22 protein-coding genes and 2 pseudogenes are annotated in these 23,166 nt (G+C 73.0%); 16 read left to right on the top strand and 8 right to left on the bottom strand.

The features are described 5' to 3' along the window. Nucleotides 1-73 precede the first annotated feature (73 nt). A complete protein-coding gene (locus AB0K80_RS25410) occupies nt 74-1,567 on the top strand; it encodes a hypothetical protein (protein ID WP_365673357.1) in 1,494 nt (497 codons plus the stop codon). Here AB0K80_RS25410 and AB0K80_RS25405 read toward each other — a convergent pair. The 3 genes from AB0K80_RS25405 to AB0K80_RS25395 form a co-directional block, all read right to left on the bottom strand. Then, entirely contained in the window at nt 1,564-2,997 is a 1,434-nt protein-coding gene (locus tag AB0K80_RS25405; RefSeq protein ID WP_365673354.1) for a SpoIIE family protein phosphatase, read from the bottom strand. The genes AB0K80_RS25410 and AB0K80_RS25405 overlap by 4 nt on opposite strands. A gap of 320 nt (nt 2,998-3,317) precedes the next feature. Beyond that, the gene (locus AB0K80_RS25400; protein ID WP_365673353.1) at nt 3,318-4,412 is read right to left on the bottom strand and encodes a chemotaxis protein; all 1,095 of its coding nucleotides are present in this window, start codon (nt 4,410-4,412) and stop codon (nt 3,318-3,320) included. A 74-nt stretch (nt 4,413-4,486) separates the two neighbouring features. Next, nucleotides 4,487-6,061: an alpha/beta hydrolase gene (locus AB0K80_RS25395; protein ID WP_365673351.1), complete on the bottom strand. Its 1,575-nt coding sequence runs from the start codon at nt 6,059-6,061 to the stop codon at nt 4,487-4,489. Nucleotides 6,062-6,359: 298 nt separating this feature from the next. On the opposite strand from AB0K80_RS25395, the gene AB0K80_RS25390 reads away from it, so the two are divergent. After that, nucleotides 6,360-6,974, top strand: a complete 615-nt coding sequence (locus AB0K80_RS25390) for a chaplin (RefSeq protein WP_365673349.1) — start codon at nt 6,360-6,362, stop codon at nt 6,972-6,974. A gap of 165 nt (nt 6,975-7,139) precedes the next feature. Here AB0K80_RS25390 and AB0K80_RS25385 read toward each other — a convergent pair whose 3' ends face one another. After that, nucleotides 7,140-7,877, bottom strand: a complete 738-nt coding sequence (locus AB0K80_RS25385; protein WP_365673347.1) for a class I SAM-dependent methyltransferase — start codon at nt 7,875-7,877, stop codon at nt 7,140-7,142. Between the two features lie 155 nt (nt 7,878-8,032). Between AB0K80_RS25385 and AB0K80_RS25380 the strand changes: the two genes are divergently transcribed. Beyond that, complete coding sequence (locus AB0K80_RS25380; protein ID WP_365673345.1) at nt 8,033-8,809, top strand: GNAT family N-acetyltransferase; 777 nt, start codon at nt 8,033-8,035, stop codon at nt 8,807-8,809. A 54-nt stretch (nt 8,810-8,863) separates the two neighbouring features. Beyond that, nucleotides 8,864-9,826: an NAD(P)-dependent oxidoreductase gene (locus AB0K80_RS25375; RefSeq protein WP_365673343.1), complete on the top strand. Its 963-nt coding sequence runs from the start codon at nt 8,864-8,866 to the stop codon at nt 9,824-9,826. Nucleotides 9,827-9,998: 172 nt separating this feature from the next. On the opposite strand, the gene AB0K80_RS25370 is transcribed toward AB0K80_RS25375, so the two are convergent. Together AB0K80_RS25370 and AB0K80_RS25365 are read right to left on the bottom strand one after the other, a co-directional pair. Next, complete coding sequence (locus AB0K80_RS25370) at nt 9,999-10,262, bottom strand: GlsB/YeaQ/YmgE family stress response membrane protein (RefSeq protein ID WP_365673341.1); 264 nt, start codon at nt 10,260-10,262, stop codon at nt 9,999-10,001. A gap of 144 nt (nt 10,263-10,406) precedes the next feature. Beyond that, nucleotides 10,407-10,554 (bottom strand): annotated as a pseudogene (locus AB0K80_RS25365) (SPW repeat protein); the annotation flags it as partial. Nucleotides 10,555-10,746: 192 nt separating this feature from the next. Between AB0K80_RS25365 and AB0K80_RS25360 the strand changes: the two are divergent. The 7 genes from AB0K80_RS25360 (at nt 10,747) to AB0K80_RS25330 (ending at nt 16,830) form a co-directional block, all read left to right on the top strand. Next, nucleotides 10,747-10,914 (top strand): hypothetical protein, encoded by a 168-nt coding sequence (locus tag AB0K80_RS25360; RefSeq protein ID WP_365673340.1) that lies wholly within the window; start codon nt 10,747-10,749, stop codon nt 10,912-10,914. Between the two features lie 296 nt (nt 10,915-11,210). After that, the gene (locus AB0K80_RS25355) at nt 11,211-11,294 is read left to right on the top strand and encodes a putative leader peptide (RefSeq protein ID WP_356947393.1); all 84 of its coding nucleotides are present in this window, start codon (nt 11,211-11,213) and stop codon (nt 11,292-11,294) included. Between the two features lie 176 nt (nt 11,295-11,470). Beyond that, nucleotides 11,471-12,592: a dimethylsulfone monooxygenase SfnG gene (sfnG, locus tag AB0K80_RS25350; protein WP_365673338.1), complete on the top strand. Its 1,122-nt coding sequence runs from the start codon at nt 11,471-11,473 to the stop codon at nt 12,590-12,592. A 32-nt stretch (nt 12,593-12,624) separates the two neighbouring features. Beyond that, on the top strand, nt 12,625-13,830 hold the full coding sequence (locus tag AB0K80_RS25345) for an acyl-CoA dehydrogenase family protein (protein WP_365673336.1): 1,206 nt from the start codon (nt 12,625-12,627) through the stop codon (nt 13,828-13,830). Between the two features lie 62 nt (nt 13,831-13,892). Next, nucleotides 13,893-14,447 (top strand): NADPH-dependent FMN reductase, encoded by a 555-nt coding sequence (ssuE, locus tag AB0K80_RS25340; protein ID WP_365673334.1) that lies wholly within the window; start codon nt 13,893-13,895, stop codon nt 14,445-14,447. Between the two features lie 9 nt (nt 14,448-14,456). After that, nucleotides 14,457-15,650 (top strand): SfnB family sulfur acquisition oxidoreductase, encoded by a 1,194-nt coding sequence (locus tag AB0K80_RS25335; protein WP_365673332.1) that lies wholly within the window; start codon nt 14,457-14,459, stop codon nt 15,648-15,650. 34 nt (nt 15,651-15,684) lie between these two features. Next, nucleotides 15,685-16,830, top strand: a complete 1,146-nt coding sequence (locus AB0K80_RS25330) for an LLM class flavin-dependent oxidoreductase (protein WP_365673331.1) — start codon at nt 15,685-15,687, stop codon at nt 16,828-16,830. Here the strand turns inward: AB0K80_RS25330 and AB0K80_RS25325 are convergent. Then, nucleotides 16,827-17,885, bottom strand: a complete 1,059-nt coding sequence (locus tag AB0K80_RS25325) for an acyl-CoA dehydrogenase family protein (protein ID WP_365673329.1) — start codon at nt 17,883-17,885, stop codon at nt 16,827-16,829. The genes AB0K80_RS25330 and AB0K80_RS25325 overlap by 4 nt on opposite strands. Nucleotides 17,886-17,983: 98 nt before the next feature. Between AB0K80_RS25325 and AB0K80_RS25320 the strand changes: the two genes are divergently transcribed. The 4 genes from AB0K80_RS25320 to AB0K80_RS25305 all read left to right on the top strand — a co-directional run bounded on the left by AB0K80_RS25320 (nt 17,984) and on the right by AB0K80_RS25305 (nt 21,559). Then, nucleotides 17,984-18,334, top strand: coding sequence for a YciI family protein (locus tag AB0K80_RS25320; protein ID WP_365673550.1), 351 nt, complete (start codon nt 17,984-17,986; stop codon nt 18,332-18,334). 19 nt (nt 18,335-18,353) lie between these two features. After that, the gene (locus AB0K80_RS25315) at nt 18,354-19,544 is read left to right on the top strand and encodes an RNA polymerase sigma factor (RefSeq protein ID WP_365673327.1); all 1,191 of its coding nucleotides are present in this window, start codon (nt 18,354-18,356) and stop codon (nt 19,542-19,544) included. Between the two features lie 164 nt (nt 19,545-19,708). Next, on the top strand, nt 19,709-20,599 hold the full coding sequence (locus AB0K80_RS25310; RefSeq protein WP_365673325.1) for a glycoside hydrolase family 19 protein: 891 nt from the start codon (nt 19,709-19,711) through the stop codon (nt 20,597-20,599). Nucleotides 20,600-20,647: 48 nt separating this feature from the next. After that, nucleotides 20,648-21,559, top strand: coding sequence for an aldo/keto reductase (locus tag AB0K80_RS25305; protein ID WP_365673323.1), 912 nt, complete (start codon nt 20,648-20,650; stop codon nt 21,557-21,559). Nucleotides 21,560-21,607: 48 nt separating this feature from the next. On the opposite strand, the pseudogene AB0K80_RS25300 reads toward AB0K80_RS25305, so the two are convergent. Then, nucleotides 21,608-22,551: pseudogene (locus AB0K80_RS25300) on the bottom strand (SMP-30/gluconolactonase/LRE family protein). Between the two features lie 91 nt (nt 22,552-22,642). Between AB0K80_RS25300 and AB0K80_RS25295 the strand changes: the two are divergent. Continuing rightward, nucleotides 22,643-23,077: an Lrp/AsnC family transcriptional regulator gene (locus AB0K80_RS25295; RefSeq protein WP_365673321.1), complete on the top strand. Its 435-nt coding sequence runs from the start codon at nt 22,643-22,645 to the stop codon at nt 23,075-23,077. Nucleotides 23,078-23,166: the final 89 nt, after the last annotated feature.

Below are 23,166 nucleotides of genomic sequence, written 5' to 3'. Positions count from 1 at the left end.
AAGCCTGGCGAATAGTCGCCCGGCAACTCGCACCGGGCTACTGTCAACTCAGCCGAGAACCTGGGGGCTTGACGTGAGCGGACAACCCAACACCCGGCTCGCGGACCTGTTCGGCCTGGCCGGCTGGTCCAAGGGCGAACTCGCGAGGCTGGTCAACAAGCAGGCGGCGGCCATGGGCCACCCCCAGCTGGCGACCGACACCTCCCGGGTGCGGCGGTGGATCGACACGGGAGAGATCCCGCGCGATCCGGTGCCGCGGGTGCTGGCGGCTCTGTTCACCGAGCGTCTCGGCCGTGTCGTGACCATCGAAGACCTCGGTCTGGTCCGGCACGGGCGTGCGGGGAAACGGCAGGGCGGCGGGAGCGTGGAGCATCCCGACGGAGTGCCGTGGGCGCCCGAGCGGACCGCCGCGGTCCTCACCGAATTCACGGGAATGGACCTCATGCTCAACCGACGCGGCTTGGTGGGCGCGGGCGCCGCGCTCGCCGCGGGATCAGCACTCAGCAGCGCCATGCACGACTGGCTGCACACCGACCCTTCACTCGCTGCCGACGCTCCCGACCTCGACCATCCCCTGCACGCCGACCCCGCCGGGTTCGACCGCTATGAGGCCGCCCCCATCGGGTCGGAGGAGATCGAGGAACTGGAGCGTTCGGTCGAGGTGTTCCGCGCCTGGGACGCGGCCCGCGGCGGCGGGCTGCAGCGCAAGGCGGTCGTGGGACAGCTCAACGAGGTGGGCGGCATGCTGGCCTACCGGCACCCACCCCACCTCCAGCGGCGCCTGTGGGGCGTCGCCGCCAACCTCGCCGTCCTCGCGGGCTGGATGTCGCACGACGTCGGCCTGGAACCCACGGCACAGAAGTACTTCGTCATCGCCGCCCACGCGGCCAGAGAGGGCGGCGACCGGCCCCGGGCCGGCGAGGCCCTGTCCCGGGCGGCCCGCCAGATGGTGCACCTGGGCCGGCCCGACGACGCCCTGGACCTGATGAAGCTCGCCAAGTCGGGCTCCGGCCCCGAAGTGCTGCCCCGCACCCAGGCGATGCTCCACACCGTCGAGGCCTGGGCACAGGCCTCCATGGGCAAGGGCCAGGCGATGCGCCGCACCCTCGGCCAGGCGGAGGACCTCTTCGTCTCCGACAAGGGCGACGTCCCCCCGCCGAGCTGGATGCAGCTGTTCGACGAGGCGGACCTGTACGGCATGCAGGCCCTGTCCTACCGCACGCTCGCGGAGTTCGACCCGGGCGCGGCCGTGCACGCGCAGCACTACGCGGAGAAGGCCCTGGCTCTGCGGAACGACGGACGGGAGCGGTCGAAGATCTTCGACTACCTGTCCATGGCCTCCGCCTGCTTCATCGCCGACGACCCGGAACAGGCGGACCGGTACGCGCGGCTGGCCCTGGTGTCGATGGGCTCCAACTCCTCGCGCCGCACCTGGGACCGGCTGCGCCAGATGTACCGGCTCACCGCCGAGTACGCCGGCTATCCGCGGATCCAGGAGCTGCGCGAGCAGATCGAGCTGGCGATGCCGAAGCCGAAGGGCAAGGGAGGCGGCAGCGCACCGGCCTAGGGACTGACGCCGGCTCGCCAGGCCGTCGCCGTGACCCTGGCGGCGAGCACGCAGGCGTCGTTCTCGCGCTCGCCCTGCCCGTACGCCTCCACGACCGTCCGTACGCACGCGTGGGCGCTGCGGTCCGCGGTGAGCTGCGGGGCCAGGCCGAGCAGGAGGTCCACGGCCTGGCTGCCGCTGTGTCCGGGAACCAGGCCGTCGGTGTGGAGGAGGAGCAGGTCCCCGACCTGGAGGGTCTCCTCGGCCTCCCCGTAGGCGGCGCCCCTGGTGGCGCCGAGCAGGACACCGGCGGGGGCGTCGAGCACGCGCCCCGTCCCGTCGCGGAACAGCAGCGGAGCGGGGTGCCCGGCCCGCGCCCACACCAGCGTGCGGGTCGCGGGCCGGTAGCGGCAGCACACGGCGCTGCCCAGGGCAGGGTCGGCGGTGGCGTCCACCAGCTGGTTCAGTAAGGACAGCAGGGGCCCGGGCCGGCTGCCCGCCATGGCCATGCCGCGTACGGCGCCCAGCAGCATGGCCAGGTCCGAGGTGACGCCGGCGCCGTGCCCGGTCAGGTCGCCGATGGTCAGCAGCGTCTCGCCGTCGGGCAGGTCGAGGACGTCGTACCAGTCTCCGCCGATGAGGCTGCCCGTCGACGACGGCAGGTGGAGCGCCGCCACGTCCAGGGTGCCCGGGGGGCGGTGCGCGAGCCGCGGGGAGCCGTGCCTCGGCGGTGGCACGGCCTCCCGCGGCTCTGCCGCGAGCCGGTGGTCGTGCTGCGTGCCGGGCCGGTGGCGGGTGAGCGAGTCACGGGTCTCGCTCACCGCGCGCTGGCTGCGGCGCAGCTCGCTGACGTCCCGCAGCACGGCCCACATGGAGGCCGTACTGCCGTCCGCGTCGAGCACCGGTTCGCCCATCATGTGCACGGTCCGTACCTCGCCGTCCGGGCGCACCACGCGGAACTCGCCGTCGATGGGCCGGGCGTCGACGAGACAGCCCGTGACCATCGCCGTCAGCGTCGGGCGGTCCTCGTCGAGCACCAGTGAGGGGAGCTCGTCGAGGGTGAGCGGGGGAGCGGCGGGGTCGCGGCCGAGGATCTGGTACAGCTCCCCGGACCAGTCGGCCTCGTCGGTCAGCAGGTTCCACTCGGCGCTGCCGACCCGGCTGAGCAGCGAGCCGTGCCGGGCCGGGGGTGCGGGCGCGGCGTCGGGCGCGGACAGCGGCCCGTCCCGCAGTTGCGCCAAGTGCGCGTCGAGATCGTCGAGTTGGTGCAGCGCGAGGTCGCACAGCGCGCGTTGCCAGCGTTCCCGGGGGTCCGATCCGTCGCCCTGCGCCTCACGTCGTACGGCGTCGACGTCGCCCTTGAGCCGCCGGGCCTGCGAGATGAGCGCGTCGACCGAGCCGCGTCCTGGCGGCTGGGCGGCGGGGCGGTCCGCGGAGAGATGGGACGGCATGACGCACTCCGATGCGGGGACGGTACGGCCAGGGCGGACGGAGGGACCGTTACGACTGTGGCACAGCCCGCGACGCCCTGTAAGGGATTTGGCAACACCCGATACGGCGGTGCTTCTGGCATATGCCACAGTCTTCGCGGAGTGGCCGTGCGCGTACGGTGGCAGTACGGCGGGATGCCGGTCAAGTCGTAGGCCGGGTACGTGAATTGGCGGACCGATGAGGGTGTCGGTGTCGCGCTCACTCGGGTGTTCGGGGGCCGTTTGTTCGGGTCGTCTCGTCCGTCCGCCCGGTCACGCTGCGTCAGATCTCCCCGCCGTCCTCAGTACCGCAGCACCCCGGCGATCCCGTCCGCGTCGCGCAGCGTGCCGTCCGGTACGAAGCGGACGTCGGCGCCGGTCTCCAGGCACTGCTCGACGATCTCGTCCACGATGTCCTCGCGGGCGCCGGGGGTGCCGCTCTCGACGGGGACCAGGTGGTCACCGGCGTCGACGACCGTCACACGGTGGTTCTCCTCCACGGCCAGCAGACGTACGCGGCCCTCCCGGGCGCTGTGCCACAGCTCGTCGATGCCGGCCGCGAACGCCCGGCGCCCCCGGGCCGACTCCAGGGCCCGCCGCACGGCCTCGGCGCTCTTGCGGACCTCGGCCTCGATCACCGGGCGCACGGCCTGCCACACCGTCTCGGCACCGGCGTGCGCGAGTCCGCCGCGCGGCACGTGCACCGCGCGCCCGGCGACGCTGCCGACCTCATCCAGCAGGGCGATGGCGGGGGGCTCGCCGGTGACGTACAGCGGGCGCGGCTGCGCGCGCAGCACCTTGCCCATCGCGGCGTCGGCCTCCCGCAGGAACCGGCGGGTGCCCTCGTCGCGGAAGGCGCTCGGCGGATCACCGATGCGCATCTGCCGCTCGGGGTCGAAGTTCTCCACGCGCCGCGTCAGCGGGAAGCCGGCGGTACGTTCCTCCACGACGCGGCCCGCCCCGCCGTTCCACAGCGCGACGCGGTCGGCGGCGAGGCAGAGCACCCAGAACGGCCGCTCGGCGGTCTGCGCGGAGACGAGACTGCGGGTGAGGAAGGTGTCCGAGAGCACCACCCGCTCGGGCACGGACCGCGCGAGGGACCACACCTGGTGCTCGCCCGGGGCGGCGAAGATCGCCAGGCCGTCCTCGGCGTGCGTCAGGTCGATCTCCGACAGGGCCCGGTCCAGTTCCCGGGCGACCGCGGCGCGGCGCTCCCGGGTGACCGCGGGATCCGCCTCCAGCTGCTTCTTCGCCTCGGCCACCGCGTTGCGCAGGCGCACCTGGTCCTGGGCGTGGTCGGGGGCGCGGCGGTGCGTCGGCGTGAGCACGGACACCGCCGGATAGGGCCGCGGACGGCGCAGCTCGGTGAGGGTGGCGGGACTCAGGTCGTGCTCCATGACAGCACGATAGGACCGATTCACGGGGAGGGCATTTGGGGCGATTCTCCACGGGGGGAGCCGCCCGGGCGAGATCAGTCCTGCGGGTCGGGTTCGGAGCCGCAGGAGCTGCCGTTGCGCGGCAGGGAGCCGTAGAGCAGGAAGTCCTCGATCTTGCGGCGGACGCACTTGGACGATCCGTACCCGGTGTGGCCCTCGCCCCGGTTGTCCAGCACCACCGCCGAGGAACCGAGCCGCTCGGCCGTCTCCACGGTCCAGCGGTACGGCGTGGCCGGGTCGCCGCGGGTGCCGACCAGCAGCATCCTGGGCGTGTCGACGTCCTTGACCTTCTCCCGGATGAAGTCGGTGCCCTCGGGCCGGCCGTAGCACATGAGGGTCTGGGTGAGCCGGTACCGGCCGAAGACCGGCGAGGCCTTCTCGAACCGGGCACGCAGCCGGGCCAGGTCGCGGGCGACCTGTCCGGCGGAGGGGCGGTCGGGGTCGTCCGCGCAGTTGACCGCCATCAGCGCCGCCGGCAGGTTGTCCAGGGGCACGTCCTCCGCGTTGACGAGGCCCCCGTGGTTCCTGTTGCGCACCGGCAGCGTCACGCCGCCGGTCCCGAAGGCCTCCACCCGGCGCGTGTCGCCGTCCTCCAGCAGCAGCGCGAGCGCACGCTCCAGCGAGGGCCACAAGTCGCGGCTGTACAGGCCCTGCCCGATGGCGCCCACGAGGTCCTGCCCGGAGAACTCCTCGCCGAAGTCCGCCGGCACCGGGTCCCGGTCGAGCGAGTCGACCAGCCGGACCACCCGCTCACGGGCGGCGCGCGGATCCCGCCCGAACGGGCAGGCGATGTCCCTCGTGCACCAGGTGAGGAAGTTCTCCAGCGCGGTCTGCTGGCCCTGCGCGCCCGCCAGGGCCTGCTCGGCCAGCGGCTCGGTCAGCGTGTCCACGCCGTCCAGCACGAACCGGCCCACCCTGCCGGGGAACTGGGCCGCGTACACCGCGCCGAGCCGTGTCCCGTAGGAGAAACCCAGGTAGTTGAGCTTCTTGTCGCCGAGTGCCTGGCGCATCACGTCCAGGTCGCGCGCGGCGTTCACCGTGCCGATGTGGGGCAGGACGGGGCCCGAGTGGGCGGCGCACTCGGCGGCGGTCTCGCGCAACGTCCCCAGCACGGCCTGCGGATCGGACTCCGTGGTGCCGCCGCCCGTCGCCTCCAGCGCCTTCTCGGCGGCGTCGCCGCAGCTGACCGGCGAGGACCGGCCGACGCCGCGGGGGTCGAAGGAGACCACGTCGTAGCCCTCGGTCAGACCTATGAAGTCGTCCCGTCCCAGGGCGAGCTCGGTCACGCCCGCGCCACCGGGGCCGCCGAAGTTCAGCAGCACCGACCCGCGCGACGGGCCCGTGGCGCGGTAGCGCGCGAGCGCCAGGTCGAGGGTGCCGGCCTCGGGCCGGGCGTAGTCGAGGGGGACGGTGACCTTGCCGCACTGCAGGTCCTTCGGCATGTCCGGGCCCCGGCACGCCGTCCAGCCGACCTTCTGGCGGTAGAACCGCGACAGGTCGGGCGGCACGTCGGCGGCGGCCGGCAGTCCTGCGCCGAGCAGGACCAGCCCGACCGCCCCGGTGACCGCGCAGCGCCCGACCGAGGGCCGCTTCGTCAGCTTGGCCAGCATCCATGCCTCCAAGGGACGCCCCACAGCGGACCGGGACCGGCGCCCTCGCTCACCATAAGGGGGTCCCCGCGACCGCGCCTCCGGGCGAGCGGCGCCCCGCCGCGTGCCGTACCCTGCGCGCCCCGCGCCGCACAGACGATCTTTTTTACCGGCAGTTCGACACTCTTGCCGCTCGATGGAGTGAAAGGCGGATGAGCCATAACTGGGATGGTGCGTCCGCGTTTTACCCGGTGCGGGTGAGTGCCCGCGACCATGTCTGGAAGGCAGGGAACCTATGAGAAGGGTTACCCGAAACGGTGTGATCGCCGTCGCCGCCGCGTCGGGCGCGATGGCCGTGGCAGTGCCCGCGTACGCCGACTCCGGGGCCGTCGGCTCCGCGGCCGGCTCACCCGGGCTGATCTCCGGCAACACCGTCCAGCTTCCGCTGCACGTCCCGGTGAACGTGTGCGGGAACACGGTGGACGCGGTGGGGCTCCTCAACCCGGCCGCGGGCAACCGCTGTGCGAACGACGACGGGGCCGGCGCTCCGGGCGGGGTCTCCGCCGAGGCCGGCGGAAAGGATTCACCGGGCGTGATCGCCGGCAACGAGGTGCAGCTGCCCGTGCACCTGCCGGTGAACGTCACCGGCAACACCGTGAACGTCGTCGGCGCCGGCAACGCGTCCACGGGCAACGACTCCGCCAACACCCCCGGCCGCCCCCCGGCCAGCCCGGACCGCCCCGCGACGCCACAGCCGTCGCAGCCGCCGGCACCACCCCGCAGCCACCCGCACCCTGGCCCGGCCCGGACGACGGGCTCCCTCGCCCACACCGGCACGGACCAGACCCTGCCCCTGCTGGGTGCGGGCGCGGTGTCACTGCTGGCGGGAGGCGTCCTCCTGTGCCGCCGCTGCCGCCCGAGGCCACGGGACTGACCAGCCACAGCACGGGAGGCTCCGCGGCGCAGGCCGGGGCCTGAGGGCCCGGGCCATGTCCGGGCCCCCGGCGCGCACGGGCGGCGGGCGGGGGGGGGCGACCGGCTGGAGCGCTCGTGGTGTCAGAGCCACGGCCGATTTCCGGCGGTATCCCAGGCAGCCCGATCAGCCGGCCTCGCCCGCCACCCCCGTCAGCAGCACCATTCCCGCGTCCGCGTAGTCCGGCAGGGTCGGGTCGCTGTCGATGTGGGTGACCGTCACCTCACGGGTCAGCGGGGCGAACACCGCCTCGATCGCGTGCGGGTCCACCGGGCAGCCCGGCCAGCGTGACGCGGGGCCGATGCGGTAGGCCGGCATGTCCTGCATGAACGCGGCCACCAGGTACCCGCCCGGCACGACACAGCGGACGAAGGCGCGGCAGAAGAGGGTGAACTCCGCGAAGTCCTCCGTCGCGCCCTCGGCGACGAAGTGCATGGAGGCGAGGCCGTACGTCCGCGGGGGCAGGGAGCGGACGTCGGCCTGCACGGCGTACACCGGCGCCAGCGCCTTGGCCAGGGTGGCCGGTACGGCGGGATTGAGCTCCCGGCACAGCGCGTGGAACGGCAGCCAGCTCGCGTCGGGCCGGTGCAGGAGCTGTTCCTCGAGGTAGGCCACGTTGCTCGCGCTCGCGTCCACCGCGTCGATCCGCCGGCTCACTGCGGACGCCAGGATGAGGGGATAGAGGTTCGGCCCCGCGCCGCACTCCACCGAGCGGGCCACACTGCCGGGCGCGATCCGCCGGTAGAACGCCGAGTGGTGGGCGATGACCGCCGCGTCCGCGGGATGCACGTCGCGGTAGTTCTCCGCGAGGTAGTCGGCGACCGGCCAGCGGTCCCAGTCCACGTCGTCGTTGTGCGTGATCATGACTGTTTCCCTGCGTGCCGGCAGCACGGGCCTTCCTCTCGATCGTAGGCATCGCCCGCTCGGCCCGGCATCTCAGGAGAACGGGGCGGCGGCCGGTCGACCTCGCGGCGCGAAAACCGGTGGTCCGGCGGGCGGGCGCGTGCTGGGATCGGCCCATGGATCACGCCGAGGTACTCGCCCTGTTCGACCGTTGCCTGCGTCAGGGAGCGCGGCCCGACGGTCCCGGAGCCCGCGTCGAGCGGACCGGCGAGGTGGTGCGCCAGGTCGCCTCGGCGCAGGGCTGGAACGGCGTCGTGTGGTCCGCCCTGGACGAGGCGGGCGCCCACGCGGCGATCGCCGGGCAGATCGCGCACTTCACCGGGCTCGGCCTGGAGTTCGAGTGGAAGCTGTACGGGTACGACCGGCCCGCGGACCTCGGGCGGCGGCTCGCCGCGGCCGGGTTCACGCCCGGGCCGCAGGAGACGCTGATGATCGGCGAGATCGCCGGCCTGACCCTCGATGCCGGGCTGCCCGAGGGGGTCCGCGTCGTGCCCGTCACCGACCGGGCGGGCGTGGACCTGGTGGCCGAGGTGCACGAGAAGGCGTTCGGGGCGGACAGCGCGTGGCTGCGCCACCGGCTCCTGGCCCGGCTGGCGTCCGACCCCGACACCGTCATGGCCGTCGTGGCCCTGGCCGGGGAGGAGCCGGTGAGCGCGGCCCGCATGGAGCTCGTGCCCGGCACGGCGTTCGCCGGGCTGTGGGGCGGCGGCACCGTCGAGGCCTGGCGCGGCCGGGGCCTCTACCGCGCCCTGGTCGCCCACCGGGCGGGCGTCGCCGCGTCCCTCGGATACCGCTACCTCCAGGTCGACGCCTCCAGCCAGAGCCGTCCGATCCTCGAACGCCTCGGCTTCGCGCCGCTGACCACGACGGTGCCGTACGTGTACGTGCCCTAGCCGGGCTGGCGCGCCCGATGTCACGTCCGTGGCGGCCCGATCCGTCGCACGGACATGACGACGATCCACCACACCCAGAGCCAGAACATCCTCCTCGTCGGCGCCGGCGGAGTGCTCGGCCGGCACGCCGCCCGCGCCCTGACCGAGGCCGGACACCGGGTCACCGGGCTCGGACGCGGCCCGGAGAACGACCTCCGCGCCGACCTCATGGACCGTGACGCCCTGCTGCGCGCCGTCGACGGGCACCGTTTCGACACGGTGATCCACGCCGCGACCGCCCTGCGCAAGGCGCCCCTGCGGCACCGGAACATGCACGCCACCGACGCGCTGCGCACCGACGGCACGGCCCACCTCGTCGAAGCCGCCCAGGTCACCGGGGCGCGCCGGTTCGTGGCGGAGTCGATGGTCTTCGGCTACGGCTACGGCGACCACGGCGACCGCGTCCTCACCGAGACCGACCCCTTCGGTCCGCCCGGCACCGACCGGGAGCTGGAGCGCCACATCGGGGCCATGCGCACCAAGGAGCGGCTCACCTTCCACACACCCGGCCTGGAGGGTGTCGCACTCCGCTTCGGCCTGTTCTACGGACCCGGCGGCACGGACGCCCTGCTGCCGCTGCTGCGCCGGCGGCAGCTGCCCGTGCCGCACGACCGCGGCCGGGTCCTGCCGTGGGTGGAGCTCACCGACGCCGCCCGCGCGGTGGTCGCCGCGGTGGAGCGCGGCCGCCCCGGCCAGGCGTACAACATCGCCGACCGCACACCGCTCGGCTTCCGCGCCCATGTGGTCGCGGTGGCCGAGGAGTTCGGGGCGCCGAAGCCGATGGCGGTGCCGTTGTGGCTGATGAGGCCGCTGTCGTACGCGCACACCACGATGTCCACGTCGCTGCGGGTGTCCACGGCGAAGGCGGAGCGGGAGCTGGGCTGGGTGCCGGTGTACCCGTCCAGCCGGGAGGGGCTGGCCGCGATGCGCGCCGGGGCGGCGGGAGCGGCCGGGGCCCGGCGTGCGGTACGACACTGACCGGGGCGCTCGATCATCGGCACCCCGGTCAGTGTCGGCTCTCCGCCGGCTCGTGTGTCAGCGTCTGGTTCCGGGCGGCCCGTGGGGCAGCGTCCGCACGTGGCGGGCCCGTGGGGCAGCGTCCGTACGTGGCCGGCCCGTGTGCCGGCGTCCGCTCTCGGCCCGTTCGCCGTCAGCGGCGTGCCTTCGAGCGGTCCAGCGCCACGACGCCGACCGCGGCGAGGCAGATCTGGATGAGCCACTCGACCCAGTCGACGCCCTTGGTGTCGGCCACACCGAGCGCGCCGGCGATCGCGGAGCCGATCAGCGCGGCGATGATGCCGACGACGATCGTCCACAGGATGCCGATGCGCTGGCGGCCCGGGACCACGAGACGGCCCAGGATGCCGATGACGATGCCGATCACGATGGCGCTGATGATGCCGTCGATCTCCATGTCCGCCCCTCTTTCTCAGGACCCCTGCACCAGTGCTTGTGCCCGCTGGAGACCGGGACAGTCCGTTCCTGTCCGTTTCTGTCCGCGTGGGGACGGCCGGAACATGACAGCGGCCGGTCCGCGGGTCACGCGGCATTCGGGCCGTCCGTACATGCGTTCCGGAGCGCGGGTGAACCCCAGGGCCAGCAGGCCGAACCGCGATGCCCACGATCAGGTTGTGGGGCACCAGTGCGGGCCGGCTGGTCGTGTAGTGGACCACCCACGGGGATACGGCACAGTACAGACCGAGCAGGCGCCGCGTACTTCGTTCTGCTCTTATTTGTCCTTTATGTGTTGAGGCCAGAGGGGGGTGCGGCGACGATGGCGCACGGCCGTGGGCCCGAGTAGGTGGCCACCGCACATGCCCGCGCCGTTCCGGGGCAGCCGGTTTGTGCGAGAGTTACCGGTTCGGGTCGATCATCGAGTTCTGGAGGTGTCTGCCGCTATGGGCGCGAAGGTGCTGGAGCGGTTTCCTGCGGGAGCTCCGCGCGGATCGTGGCCGGCGGAGGAGTACGCGGCGGCGCGCCGCGCCGAAGGTGAGCCGGCGACGGTCGTGATGGACCTGGAGTCGGACGCCTTCCTCGTGGTGGTCCCCGCGCACGACGAGGAGTGACAGCCCGCCGAGGACCGCAGGGCCCGGCCGGCGCCCTCAGGCGCCGGCCGGGCCCTGCGGCGCCGGCCGGACGCACGGCAGTTCGGCCGTCCCGGGCTCACCGGCGCGGTGCACTGAAACCCACCCGCCGCGCGCATTCCAGCCGTTCCCTCCGCACCTGACGCGGAAATGCGGGTGTCCCGGCAGGCACTTCAAGGCTTTTTCTGCCGCACCTCCGTGGAATTCATTGGTCCGCCATACGAGACCGGCCGGGTTTTCCTTGACGGCTCTCACCCGCGGCTGCCACGATCGACGGCATGACGATGCGACTGGACCTCACGCGGCGACGCCACGTCGACCTCGCGCGTGTCTCCAGCGCCTCCTGTTGCCCCGCGGCCTGACGCGCCGCGCGCCTTCCACCACGCGCCCCGCACCTGTCCCTTCCCGGACGGCCGTGCCCGCCGGGCGTGTTCCTCCCTTCACCGCCTGAATTCCGGCTGTTCTCACGTCCCGCGGAAAACTCTTTCGCGTGCCCGGAATTCGGCGTTCCCAGAACGTTCCGCAACAGGAGTTCCGCATGCCCGCCGCGCCCGTGAAATTTGCCTACTGGGTTCCCAACGTCAGTGGGGGACTCGTCACCAGCACCATCGAGCAGCGCACCGACTGGGGCTACGACTACAACCGCGAACTCGCCGTGCTCGCCGAGAACAACGGCTTCGAGTACGCGCTCAGCCAGGTCCGCTACATGGCCAGCTACGGCGCCGAGTACCAGCACGAGTCGACCAGCTTCAGTCTCGCCCTGCTGCTGGCCACCCAGCGCCTGAAGGTCATCGCCGCCGTCCACCCCGGCCTGTGGCACCCGGGCGTCCTGGCCAAACTCGGCGCCACCGCCGACCACCTGTCCAACGGCCGCTTCGCCGTCAACGTCGTCAGCGGCTGGTTCAAGGGCGAGTTCACCGCCCTCGGCGAGCCCTGGCTGGAGCACGACGAACGCTACCGCCGCTCCGAGGAGTTCATCCGTGCCCTGCGCGCCATCTGGACCGAGGACCACGCCGAACTCGCCGGCGACTTCTACCGGATCCGCGACTTCTCCCTGAAGCCGAAGCCCGTCAGCGTGCCCGGCCGCCCGCACCCGGAGATCTTCCAGGGCGGCAACTCCACCGCCGCCCGCGCCATGGCCGGCCGGGTCTCCGACTGGTACTTCTCCAACGGCAAGGACTTCGACGGAGTCGTCGAGCAGATCGCCGACGTCCGCGCCTCTGCCGCCCAAGCGGGCCGTACGCCGCCGAAGTTCGGCCTCAACGGCTTCCTCATCGCCCGTGACACCGAGGCCGAGGCCCGCCAGACCCTCCGCGAGATCGTCGCCCACGCCGACACCGCGGCCGTGGAGGGTTTCGGCGCCGCGGTGAAGCAGGCCGGGCAGTCCACCGCCGACGGCAAGGGCATGTGGCAGGACTCCACCTTCGAGGACCTGGTCCAGTACAACGACGGCTTCCGCACCGGGCTCATCGGCACCCCGGAGCAGATCGCCGAGCGGATCGTCGCCTACAAGCGGCTCGGCGTCGACCTCTTCCTCCTCGGCTTCCTGCACTACCACGAGGAAGTCGAGTACTTCGGGCGCCGCGTGCTGCCCCTCGTCCGCGAACTGGAAGCCCAACTCCCCACCGCCGAGCCCCAGTCCGTCCCCGCGCCCGCCTGAGAGCACCCGCACCGCGAGAGAGGCAGACACCCATGAGCACCGCCACGCCCATCGACTGGCAGACCCGCCCCGCCGAGGACTGGATCGGCCGGGCCGCCGAGGTCGCCGCCGTGCTGGCCACCGACGCCGCCGCCCGCGACCGCGCCGGCGCCACCCCTCACGCCGAGGTCCAGCTGCTGAAGGACTCCGGCCTGGTCACCCTGCTCGGCCCCGTCGAGCACGGCGGCGCGGGCCAGAACTGGATCACCGCCTACCGGGTGATCCGCGAGGTCGCCAAGGCCGACGGCTCCATCGGCCAGCTCCTCGGCTACCACTACCTGTGGAACTGGGCCGCCCGCCTGGTCGGCACCCGCGAGCAGTGGGAGCACGTGGAGGCCGAGGCGGCCCGGGGCCGCTGGTTCTTCGGCGGCGCCGTCAACCCGCGCGACCGGGACGTGATCGTCACCGAGGACGGCGACGACCTGGTCTTCACCGGCCACAAGACCTTCTCCACCGGCAGCAAGGTCTCCGACGTCACCGTCCTGGAGGGCGTCCTGGACGGCACCGACCAGCACGTCTTCGCGATCGTGCCGTCGGACAGCCCGGGCCTGACCTTCCACGACGACTGGGACAACATCGGCCAGCGGCTCACCGAGAGCGGCAGCGTCACCCTCGACGGCGTCCGCACCCCCTGGTCCTCCGCGGCCGGGTACGCCGGCAAACGGTTCCAGCCGCGCGTCTACAACACCCTCAACGTCCCCACCATCCAGCTGGTCTTCGTCAGCTTCTACCTCGGCATCGCCGCGGGCGCCCTGGAGACGGCGGCGACCTACACCCGCACCAAGTCCCGGTCCTGGCTGCACGGCGGTCACGAGCGGGCCGTCGACGAGCCGCACGTCATCGACACCTACGGCGACCTCACCGCCAAGCTGTGGGCGGTCGAGGCGCTCGCCGACGCGGTCGCCGCCGAGGGGCAGCAACTGCACGACGACCCGGACGCTGTCACGGAGCAGGCCCGCGGCGAGTTCGAGGTGCGGGTGGCCGCGGTCAAGGCCCGCGCCACCGACGTCGCCCTGGAGATCACGCACCGCATCTTCGAGGTGACCGGCGCCCGCTCCACCGCCACCGCCGAGGGCCTGGACCGGTTCTGGCGCAACATCCGCACCCACACCCTGCACGACCCGGTCGCCTACAAGCGCCGCGAGGTCGGCCGCTGGGTCCTGGAGGGCGAACTGCCCCAGCCCACCTGGTACTCCTGACCCTTCCCCGGGGCGCCCGCCCAGCCGGGCGGGCGCCCCGGCTCCGCATCGAAAGAGGACCCATGGCCACCGTCCTGTCCGTCTCCGGCAGCCCCTCCGCCTCCTCCCGCACCAACCGCCTGCTGCGCCACCTGGACCGGCGCCTGACCGCGCAGGGCCACGAGGTGGTCCCGCTCGACGTGCGCACCATCCCCGCGGAGGCCCTGCTCGGGGCCGACTTCCGGCACCCGGCGATCGTCGAGGCCACCGAACTGTTCGCCCGCGCCGACGGCGTCGTCGTCGGCACCCCCGTGTACAAGGCGGCGTACTCCGGCGTCCTCAAGGCGCTGCTGGACCTGCTCCCGCAGTACGCGCTCACCGGCAAGACCGTGCTGCCGCTCGCCACCGGCGGCAGCACCGCGCACGTCCTGGCCATCGACTACGCGCTGCGCCCGGTGCTGAACTCCATGGGCGCCGCGCACATTGTGCAGGGCTGGTTCACCCTCGACAAGGACATCACCGTCCACGAGGACGGCACCCTCACCGTGACACCGGCCGCCGCCGAGGCGCTGGCCCAGGTCGTCGACCAGTTCTCGGCGGCCCTCGGCCGCACCCCCGTCCTGGCCGCGGCGAGCTGAGCACCGGCCATGTCCGCGCATGTGATCGCCGACGACGCCGAGGCCCTGGCCGTCGCCGCCGAGCTGGCCGAGGAGTTCCGGGCGGGCGCCGCCGCGCGGGACGCCGAGCGCCGGCTGCCGCGCGAGGAGGTGCGGCGGCTGTCCGCCTCCGGGCTGCTCGCCGTCACCGTCCCCGCCGAGCACGGCGGCGCCGACGTCCGCCAGGAGACCCTCGCGGAGATCTTCCGGCTGCTCGCCTCGGCGGACGCGAGCCTCGCGCAGATCCCGCAGAGCCACTTCGTGTACGTCAACGTGATCCGCCGCCAGGGCACCGAGCAGCAGCGGAGGTTCTTCTTCGCGGAGCTGCTCGCCGGGCGGCGGTTCGGCAACGCCCAGTCGGAGGCCGGCACACAGCACGTCCAGGACATCCGTACCCGCCTGGAACCCCAGGCGGACGGCTCCTACCTGATGACCGGTGTCAAGCACTACTCCACGGGTGCCCTGTTCGCCGACTGGATCCCCGTCCTGGCCCGCGCCGGGGACGGCGCCCTGCACGTCGCGTACGTGCCGCGCGACGCGCCGGGGCTCACCGTCGTCGACGACTGGGACGGCATGGGCCAGCGGACCACGGCCAGCGGCACCGTCCGCCTCGACGGCGTCCCGGTCCCCGCCGACCGGGTCCTGCCGCACCACCTCACCTTTCAGGGCCCGCAACTGCACGGCGCCACCGCCCAGTTGCTGCACGCCGCCATCGACACCGGGATCGCCGCCGGCGCGCTCGCGGAGGCGGTCGCCTTCGTGCGCACCAAGAGCCGCCCCTGGTTCGAGAGCCTCGCCGAGGGACACGCATCCGCCGCCGACGACCCGCTGCTGATCCATCGGTTCGGTGAACTCGCCCTGCTCGTACGGGCGGCCGAGGCGCTGCTGCGCGAGGCCGCCCGGGCGGTGGACGGGGCCGCGGCCCACCTCACCGACGAGACGGCGGCCGAGGCGTCCCTCGCGGTCGCCGCGGCCAAGGTGCAGGCCGCCCAGGCGGCCGTCGAGGTGGCGGACGCCCTGTTCGAGGTGTCCGGCACCCGCTCCGCGCTCCACTCCCTCAACCTGCACCGGCACTGGCGCGACGCCCGCACCCACACCCTGCACGACCCGGTTCGCTGGAAGATCCAGCACCTCGGCCGCTTTGTCCTCCACGGCACCCGGCCGCCCCGGCACGGCCTGCTCTGAAGAGCGTCCGAAGCACACCTGATCGGAGACCCGCGTGTCCCTCACCTTCCACTGGTTCCTGCCCACCAACGGCGACAGCCGCCATGTCGTCGGCGGCGGCCACGGCACCCCGGCCACCGCCTCCGGCCGGGACCGGCCGCCGACGGTCGCCTACCTGAGCCAGATCGCCCGCGCCGCCGAGGACCTGGGCTTCGCCGGCGCGCTCACCCCGACGGGCGCCTGGTGCGAGGACGCGTGGCTGACGACGGCGATGGTCAGTCAGCACACCGAACGCCTGAAGTTCCTGGTCGCCTTCCGGCCCGGCTTCGTCTCTCCCACGCTGGCCGCGCAGATGGCCGCCACCTTCCAGCGGCAGACCGGCGGACGGCTCCTGCTCAACGTCGTCACCGGCGGCGAGAGCCACGAGCAGCGGGCCTACGGCGACTTCCTCGACAAGGACGCCCGCTACCGCCGTACCGGGGAATTCCTGCAGATCGTACGGCAGTTGTGGGACGGCAAGACCGTCGACCTGCACGGCGAGCACCTCCAGGTCGCGGACGCGACCCTGGCCCGGGTGCCCGACCCCGTCCCGCAGGTGTACTTCGGCGGCTCCTCGCCCGTCGCGGGGGAGGTCGCCGCCCGGCACGCCGACGTGTACCTCACCTGGGGCGAACCGCCCGCCCAGGTCGCCGAGAAGATCGCCTGGATACGGTCCCTGGCGGCCAGGGAGGGCCGCACCCTCCGCTTCGGCATCCGGCTGCACGTCATCACCCGGGACACGGCCGAGCAGGCCTGGGCGGAGGCGAACCGGCTCCTGGACGGATTCGACCCGGAGAGTGTCAGGGCCATCCAGGCCGGGCTCGCCCGCAGCGAGTCCGAGGGGCAGCGGCGCATGCTCGCCCTGCACGGCGGCGGCAACCGGGACGGCCTGGAGATCCACCCCAACCTGTGGGCCGGCATCGGCCTGGTGCGCGGCGGCGCCGGCACCGCCCTGGTCGGCAGCCACGACGAGGTCGCCGAGCGGATCGGGGAGTACCACGCGCTGGGCATCGAGGAGTTCATCCTCTCCGGCTATCCGCACCTGGAGGAGGCGTACTGGTTCGGCGAGGGCGTCCTGCCGCGCCTGGCCGCGCAGGGGCTGTGGCGGCACCCCTTGGGCAGCGACACCGCCCTCTCGGCGCAGGTGCCGTTCGCGAGTTAGCGCGGCCCCCCGCCGGCGAGCGCGCCGAGGTGCGCCCGGCGCACCTCGGCCGTCTGCCCCTGCACCAGCAGGAACAGGCCCTCACGGGCCAGCCGCTGGGCGCGGCTGTCCAGGGCCATGGACCGGCCGCCGCCGGCCACGACCGCCGCGGTCGTGGCCGCGCGCATCACGTCGTACGCCCGTGTCTTCAGCGCCAGCCGTTCCTCGGTCCGCTCGTGCGGCACCGGGTGGTCGGCGAGCGCGTACGCCTGCCGCCGGACCTCGTCGAGGCGGGCCCGCAGCGGCCGGGCGGTCTCCGCGCCGTCCGGCGCGGCCTCGACCAGGTCCAGCGCCGCCTGGGCCACTGCGAAGACGGCGGGGCTCGCGTTGGTGTTCCTCGGCAGGTCGATCCGCGCGAACCGCTCCCGCGGGGTGCGCAGCACCACGGCCTCCTCCGGCACCCGCAGACCGTCGAGCTCGAGGGAGACCGTACGGGCGGCCGTGAGCGCCGCCAGCCGCATCGGCGGGGACGCGCGCAGCCCCGGCTGCTCGCGTGCCTCGACGAAGGCGAACACCACCTCGGCCGCCTGAGTCACCCCGGCCAGCAGCATCACATCGTTCAGTCCCCACCCCGTGTACCAGGGCACCGTCCCGTCGAAGCGCCAGCCGCCGCGCTCCTGGGCGGCCCGGACGGGGACCCGGGGGTAGGACCGGACGTGGGCGTAGGCGATCCCGGCCAGCAGCTCGCCCGTGGCCAGGGGACGCAGCAGCTTCGCCCGGGCGGGGCAGTCGTATGTGGCGAGCATCTTCACCGGCGTGTGGTGCTGGGTCTGCACGAACCACGTGGAGCAGCAGGCCCCGGCCAGGATCTCCGCCGTCTCCCGCGCCACGGCGGCCGGCGCGTCCGCACCGCCGTACTCCGCCGGCGCGCCCACCCCGAGCAGCCCCGATCGCCGGATCTCGGCCAGGTGGCTCACGGGCACCCCCTCCTGGTCCACCCGCTCGGCCTGCGGAAGGAGCAGATCGCGGGCCAGCTGCCGGGCACGGGTCACGAGGGGGTGCGGCGCGGAGGTCATGGAAAAAATTCTCGCGGTTCGGTGGGGCGAGGTGTCGATCCGGGGGTGTGCCGTTCGTGTAGGAGGTGACAGAACCCCACGAACCCGAGGAGGCCACCATGAAGTACTACCTGCTCAGCGTGATGCAGCCGGTCGGCGGGACGCCCGCCCCTGAGGTGCTCGCCGAGATCGACAAGAACCTCGAGGTCTTCCACAAGGAGCTGCGCGAGGCGGGCGCCTGGGTGTTCGCCGGGGGACTGCACGGTCCGGAGTCCTCCACCGTGTTGCGCCCCCGCGACGGTGACGTCCTGGTCACCGACGGCCCGTACGTGGAGGGCAAGGAGATGCTCGGCGGGATCTGCCTGATCAAGGCGCCCGACCTGGACGCCGCCCTGCAGTGGGGCCGCAAGGCGGCTCTGGCGACCACCCTGCCGATCGAGGTGCGGCCGTTCATGGGAGACGCCGACTGACCCCTGCGAGGACGTGACCATGGACTCCGTGGACATCGCCTCCGTCTTCCGCGCGGAGTACGGCCGCGCGGTCGCCTCCCTCGTCCGCTTCCTCGGCGACATCGACCTCGCCGAGGAAGCGGTTCAGGACGCCTTCACCCTCGCCGTGCAGCGCTGGCCTGCCACCGGCGTGCCGCCCAGCCCGGCCGGGTGGATCATCACCACCGCCCGCAACCGGGCCATCGACCGGCTGCGCCGCGAGTCCACCCGTGAGGCCCGGCACGCCGAGGCGGCCCTGCTGCACACTCCCGACGCACCGCCCGAGGAGGGCCCCGTGCGCGACGACCGGCTCCGCCTGATCTTCACCTGCTGTCACCCCGCGCTCGCCCTGCAGGCCCGGGTCGCCCTGACCCTGCGGCTGCTCGGCGGGCTCAGCACGGCGCAGATCGCCCGCGCCTTCCTGGTGCCCGAGGCGACCATGGCCCAGCGGCTGGTGCGGGCCAAGGCGAAGATCCGCAACGCGGGGATCCCCTACCGGGTGCCCCGGGACGCCGACCTGCCCGACCGGCTGGGCGGCGTCCTCGCGGTCGTGTACCTGATCTTCAACGAGGGGTACACCGGTGACGCCGGACTGTCCGCCGAGGCCGTACGCCTCGGCCGGCTCCTCGCCGAGCTGATGCCCGACGAACCCGAGGTGACCGGCCTGCTGGCGCTGATGCTGCTCAGCGAGTCCCGCAGGGCCGCCCGGCACGACGACCGGGGCGACCTGGTGCCGCTGCCCGAGCAGGACCGGGCCCGCTGGGGCCACGCCCTGATCGCCGAGGGACAGGACCTCGTCCGCCGCTGCCTGCGGCGCAACCGGCCGGGCCCCTACCAGATCCAGGCCGCCATCCAGGCCGTGCACAGCGACGCGCCGAGCGCCGAGGCCACCGACTGGGGACAGATCCTCCAGCTGTACGACCAGCTGACGGCCCTGGCGCCGAGCCCGGTCGTGGCGCTGAACCGGGCGGTCGCCGTCGCCGAGGTCCACGGCCCCCGGCAGGCCCTCGACCTGGTGGACGCCCTCGACCTCGGCGGTTACCACGTCCTCCACGCGGTCCGCGCCGACCTGCTGCGGCGGCTGGGCCGCAACGCGGAGGCGGCCCGGGCCTATGACGCCGCGATCGCCCTGACACGGAGCCCGGCGGAGCGCGGTTACCTCGAACGGCGCCGGCGGCAGCTCGCGCCCTGACCGGAACCTGCGTACCTGTGACTGGTCTACACCCTTGACTGGTACAGACCAAAGCGATTGAGTGTGCCTCACACCCCCCACCACGGCCGTGTGCGTGCGCCCGGGCGCCGCTGCGCGCTGCCCGGCGCTCCGGTACGGCCGCGTTGCGCAAAGGAGTTGATGACGTGTCGAGGCGCCGTATCGCCACCGTCCTGACCGCCCTCGCCCTCGCGGGCACCACGCCGGTCTTCCTGCCGGCCTCGCCCGCCTCCGCCGCCGCGTGCTCCAGCTACCCCGCGTGGGTGGCCGGAAAGCCGTACGTCACCGGCGACATCGTCCGCTACACCGACGGCAAGGCCTACATAGCCGAACACGACAACCCGGGCTACGACCCGACGATCAGCACCTGGTACTGGGAGCCGTACGCCTGTGACAGCGGCTCCGGAACGCCCGTCGGCACCTTCGTGGTGAGCGAGGCGCAGTTCAACCAGATGTTCCCGAACCGGAATTCCTTCTACACCTACCGCGGCCTCACCCAGGCGCTCAGCGCCTATCCCGGCTTCGCCGCCACCGGCAGCGAGACGGTGCGCAAGCAGGAGGCCGCGGCCTTCCTCGCCAACGTCAGCCACGAGACCGGCGGTCTGGTGCACGTGGTGGAGCAGAACACCGCCAACTACCCGCACTACTGCGACTGGAGCCGGCCCTACGGCTGCCCGGCCGGCCAGGCCGCCTACTACGGACGCGGCCCGATCCAGCTGAGCTGGAACTTCAACTACAAGGCCGCGGGCGACGCACTGGGCATCGACCTGCTCAACAACCCCTGGCTGGTGCAGAACGACGCGGCCGTCGCCTGGAAGACGGCCCTGTGGTACTGGAACACCCAGACCGGCCCGGGCTCCATGCCCCCCCACCAGGCCATGGTCGGCGGGGCGGGCTTCGGCCAGACCATCCGCAGCATCAACGGCTCCCTGGAGTGCGACGGCCGGAACCCGGCGCAGGTGCAGAGCCGCGTGGACGCCTACCAGCGCTTCACGCAGATCCTCGGCACGACACCGGGCGGCAACCTGTACTGCTGACGCCCCAGTTCCGCCGGGGGCCGCCGGCGGGTGTGCGAGACTCCGCCGATGAGCTCGCAGACGATCACCGCGGACACCTCCGGCACCGGGAGACTCGGCGACCTGCCCGTCCACCGCCTCGGCTTCGGCGCGATGCGGCTGACGGGCAGCGCCGCCTTCCACCACGGCACCCCCAGCGACCGCGACCGGTCGATCGCCGTCCTGCGCAAGGCGGTCGACCTGGGCGTCAACCACCTCGACACGGCCGCCTTCTACTTCTCGGCGCTGCGCTCCGCCAACGAGCTCATCAACAGCGCCCTGGCCCCGTACCCGGACGACCTGGTCATCGTCACCAAGGTCGGCCCGTACCGCACCTGGTCGGGGGAGTGGGGCACCGCCGCACGGCCCGAGGACCTGCGCGGCCACGTCGAGGAGAACCTGCGCCAGCTCGGCCGCGACCACCTGGACGTGGTCAACCTGCGCCGGATGCCGTCGTACGACTCCATCGCCGACCACTTCGGCGCCCTCGCGGACCTGCGCGCAGCGGGCCTGATCCGCCACCTCGGCATCTCCAACGTCGAGCCCCGCCACCTGGCCGAGGCGCAGGCCATCGCCCCCGTGGTGTGCGTGCAGAACCGGTACGCGCTCGACCGGCCCGACCCGGCCGGCGACGAACTCCTGCGGATCTGCGGCGAACAGGGCATCGCGTTCGTACCGTACTACGCCGTCGCCGGGGAGGGAGGGGAGTACGGCGCCACCGCCGCGCGGCAGGACAAGGAGGTGCTGGCCGTCGCCCGGGCGCACGGCGCGACCCCCGCACAGGTGCGCACGGCCTGGACCCTGCACCAGGGCCCGCACGTCCTGGCCATCCCCGGCACCGGCAACCCGGAGCACCTCGTGCAGAACGTGGCGGCCGGCGCCCTCCGCCTCACGGACGACGAACTGACGCGGCTCAACGGGCTTCGCCGACCGGCGGGTTGAGCGGCTCGGGGCGTGGGGCGGTGAGCGCCGGGCGCGAAAGCGGGCCCGTCACGGCCCCGCCGGTGCCTTCCGGTGTGCGGTCGGCAGCGGCGGGGTGCCGGTGACCGACATGACGAGGGAGTGAGCGTGGTGTCGGCGGCGATGAACATGCGGTTGCGCCGGGCGCCGCCGAAGCGGATGTTGGCGACCCGGCCGGGGACCAGGAGGCGGCCGAGGAGGGTGCCGTCCGGGTCGTAGCAGTGCACGCCGCCGTAGAGCGCGGCGGCCCAGAGCCGGCCGTCGAGGTCGAAGCGGATGTTGTCGAAGTTGCCGATCGCGCACTCGGTGAAGATCTCGCCGTCGTCGAGAGTGCCGTCGTCGCGGACGTCGAAGACGCGGATGTGGTTGGCGCGGCTGTCCGAGACGTACAGCCGGCGCTCGTCGGGGGAGAAGACCAGGCCGTTGGGGCCCTGGAAGCCGTCGGCGACCAGCCGCACCTCGCCGGTGCCGGGGTCCAGGCGGTAGACGTTGCACGCGCCGATCTCGCTCTCGGCGCGATGCCCCTCGTAGTCGCTGGTGATCCCGAAGTCGGGGTCGGAGAACCAGATCGAGCCGTCCGACTTCACGGCGGCGTCGTTGGGGCTGTTGAACCGCTTGCCCTCGAAACGGTCGGCGAGCACGGTGATCGAGCCGTCGTGCTCGGTGCGGGTCACACGGCGGTTGCCCTGCTCGCAGGTGATCAGGCGGCCCTCGTTGTCCAGCGTGTTGCCGTTGGGGTAACCGGCGGGGGAGCGGAAGACACCGACCTGTCCGGTCGTCTCGTCCCAGCGCAGCAGGCGGTCGTTGGGGATGTCGCTCCACACCAGGTACCGCCCGGCCGGCACGTACAGGGGCCCCTCGGCCCAGCGGCTGCCCTCGAAGAGGACCTCCAGTTTCGAGTCGCCCGCATGGCACCGGCCGGTGCGGAACCGTTCGTCGAGGATCTCGTACACCTGCGGTCGCTCGTCTGACATCTGCCGCCCCTGCGTCGAATGCTAGCCTGTGATCGCCCCACTATGCAGAATGACATTCGGTAGATCAAGCAAATTACTGAAGGAGATGCAGTTGGACGACGTGGATCGGAGGTTGCTGACGCTCCTCCAGGAAGACGCCTCGCGGCCGTACGCGGCGCTGGGCCAGGCCGTCGGACTCTCCGCCGGGGCAGCCCACGAGCGGGTACGCAAACTGCGTGAACAAGGGGTCATCCGGCGGACGTCCGTCGACGTCGATCCCGCGGCGGTCGGACGGGGCGTGCTCGCCTTCGTCATGGTGAACTCGACGCGGTGGGTGGGGGACTCCGGCGACCGGTTCGCCGCCGTCCCGGAGATCCAGGAAGCCCATGTCATCGCCGGCAGCGCGTCGGTCCTGCTCAAGGTCAGAACCTCGACGACCGAACAGCTCCAGGACGTCCTGCGCCGCCTGTACGCCATCGACGGAGTCAGCGGCACGCAGGCCACGGTGGTGCTGGAGACGTTCTTCGAACGCCCCGTCGCTCTGTAGCGCTCCGACCGCGCAGGTGCGGGGCACGGCCGGCCGGCAGTGTGGTCCAGCCGAGCGGTCGTGGCCGTCGGTGATCTAGCCCGCCACGA

The sequence above is a fragment of the Streptomyces sp. NPDC052682 genome (assembly GCF_040678435.1).
Classification (GTDB): domain Bacteria; phylum Actinomycetota; class Actinomycetes; order Streptomycetales; family Streptomycetaceae; genus Streptomyces.
The sequence above is the reverse complement of the archived record's forward strand: the minus strand, read 5'-3'. Positions and strand labels throughout refer to the sequence as shown.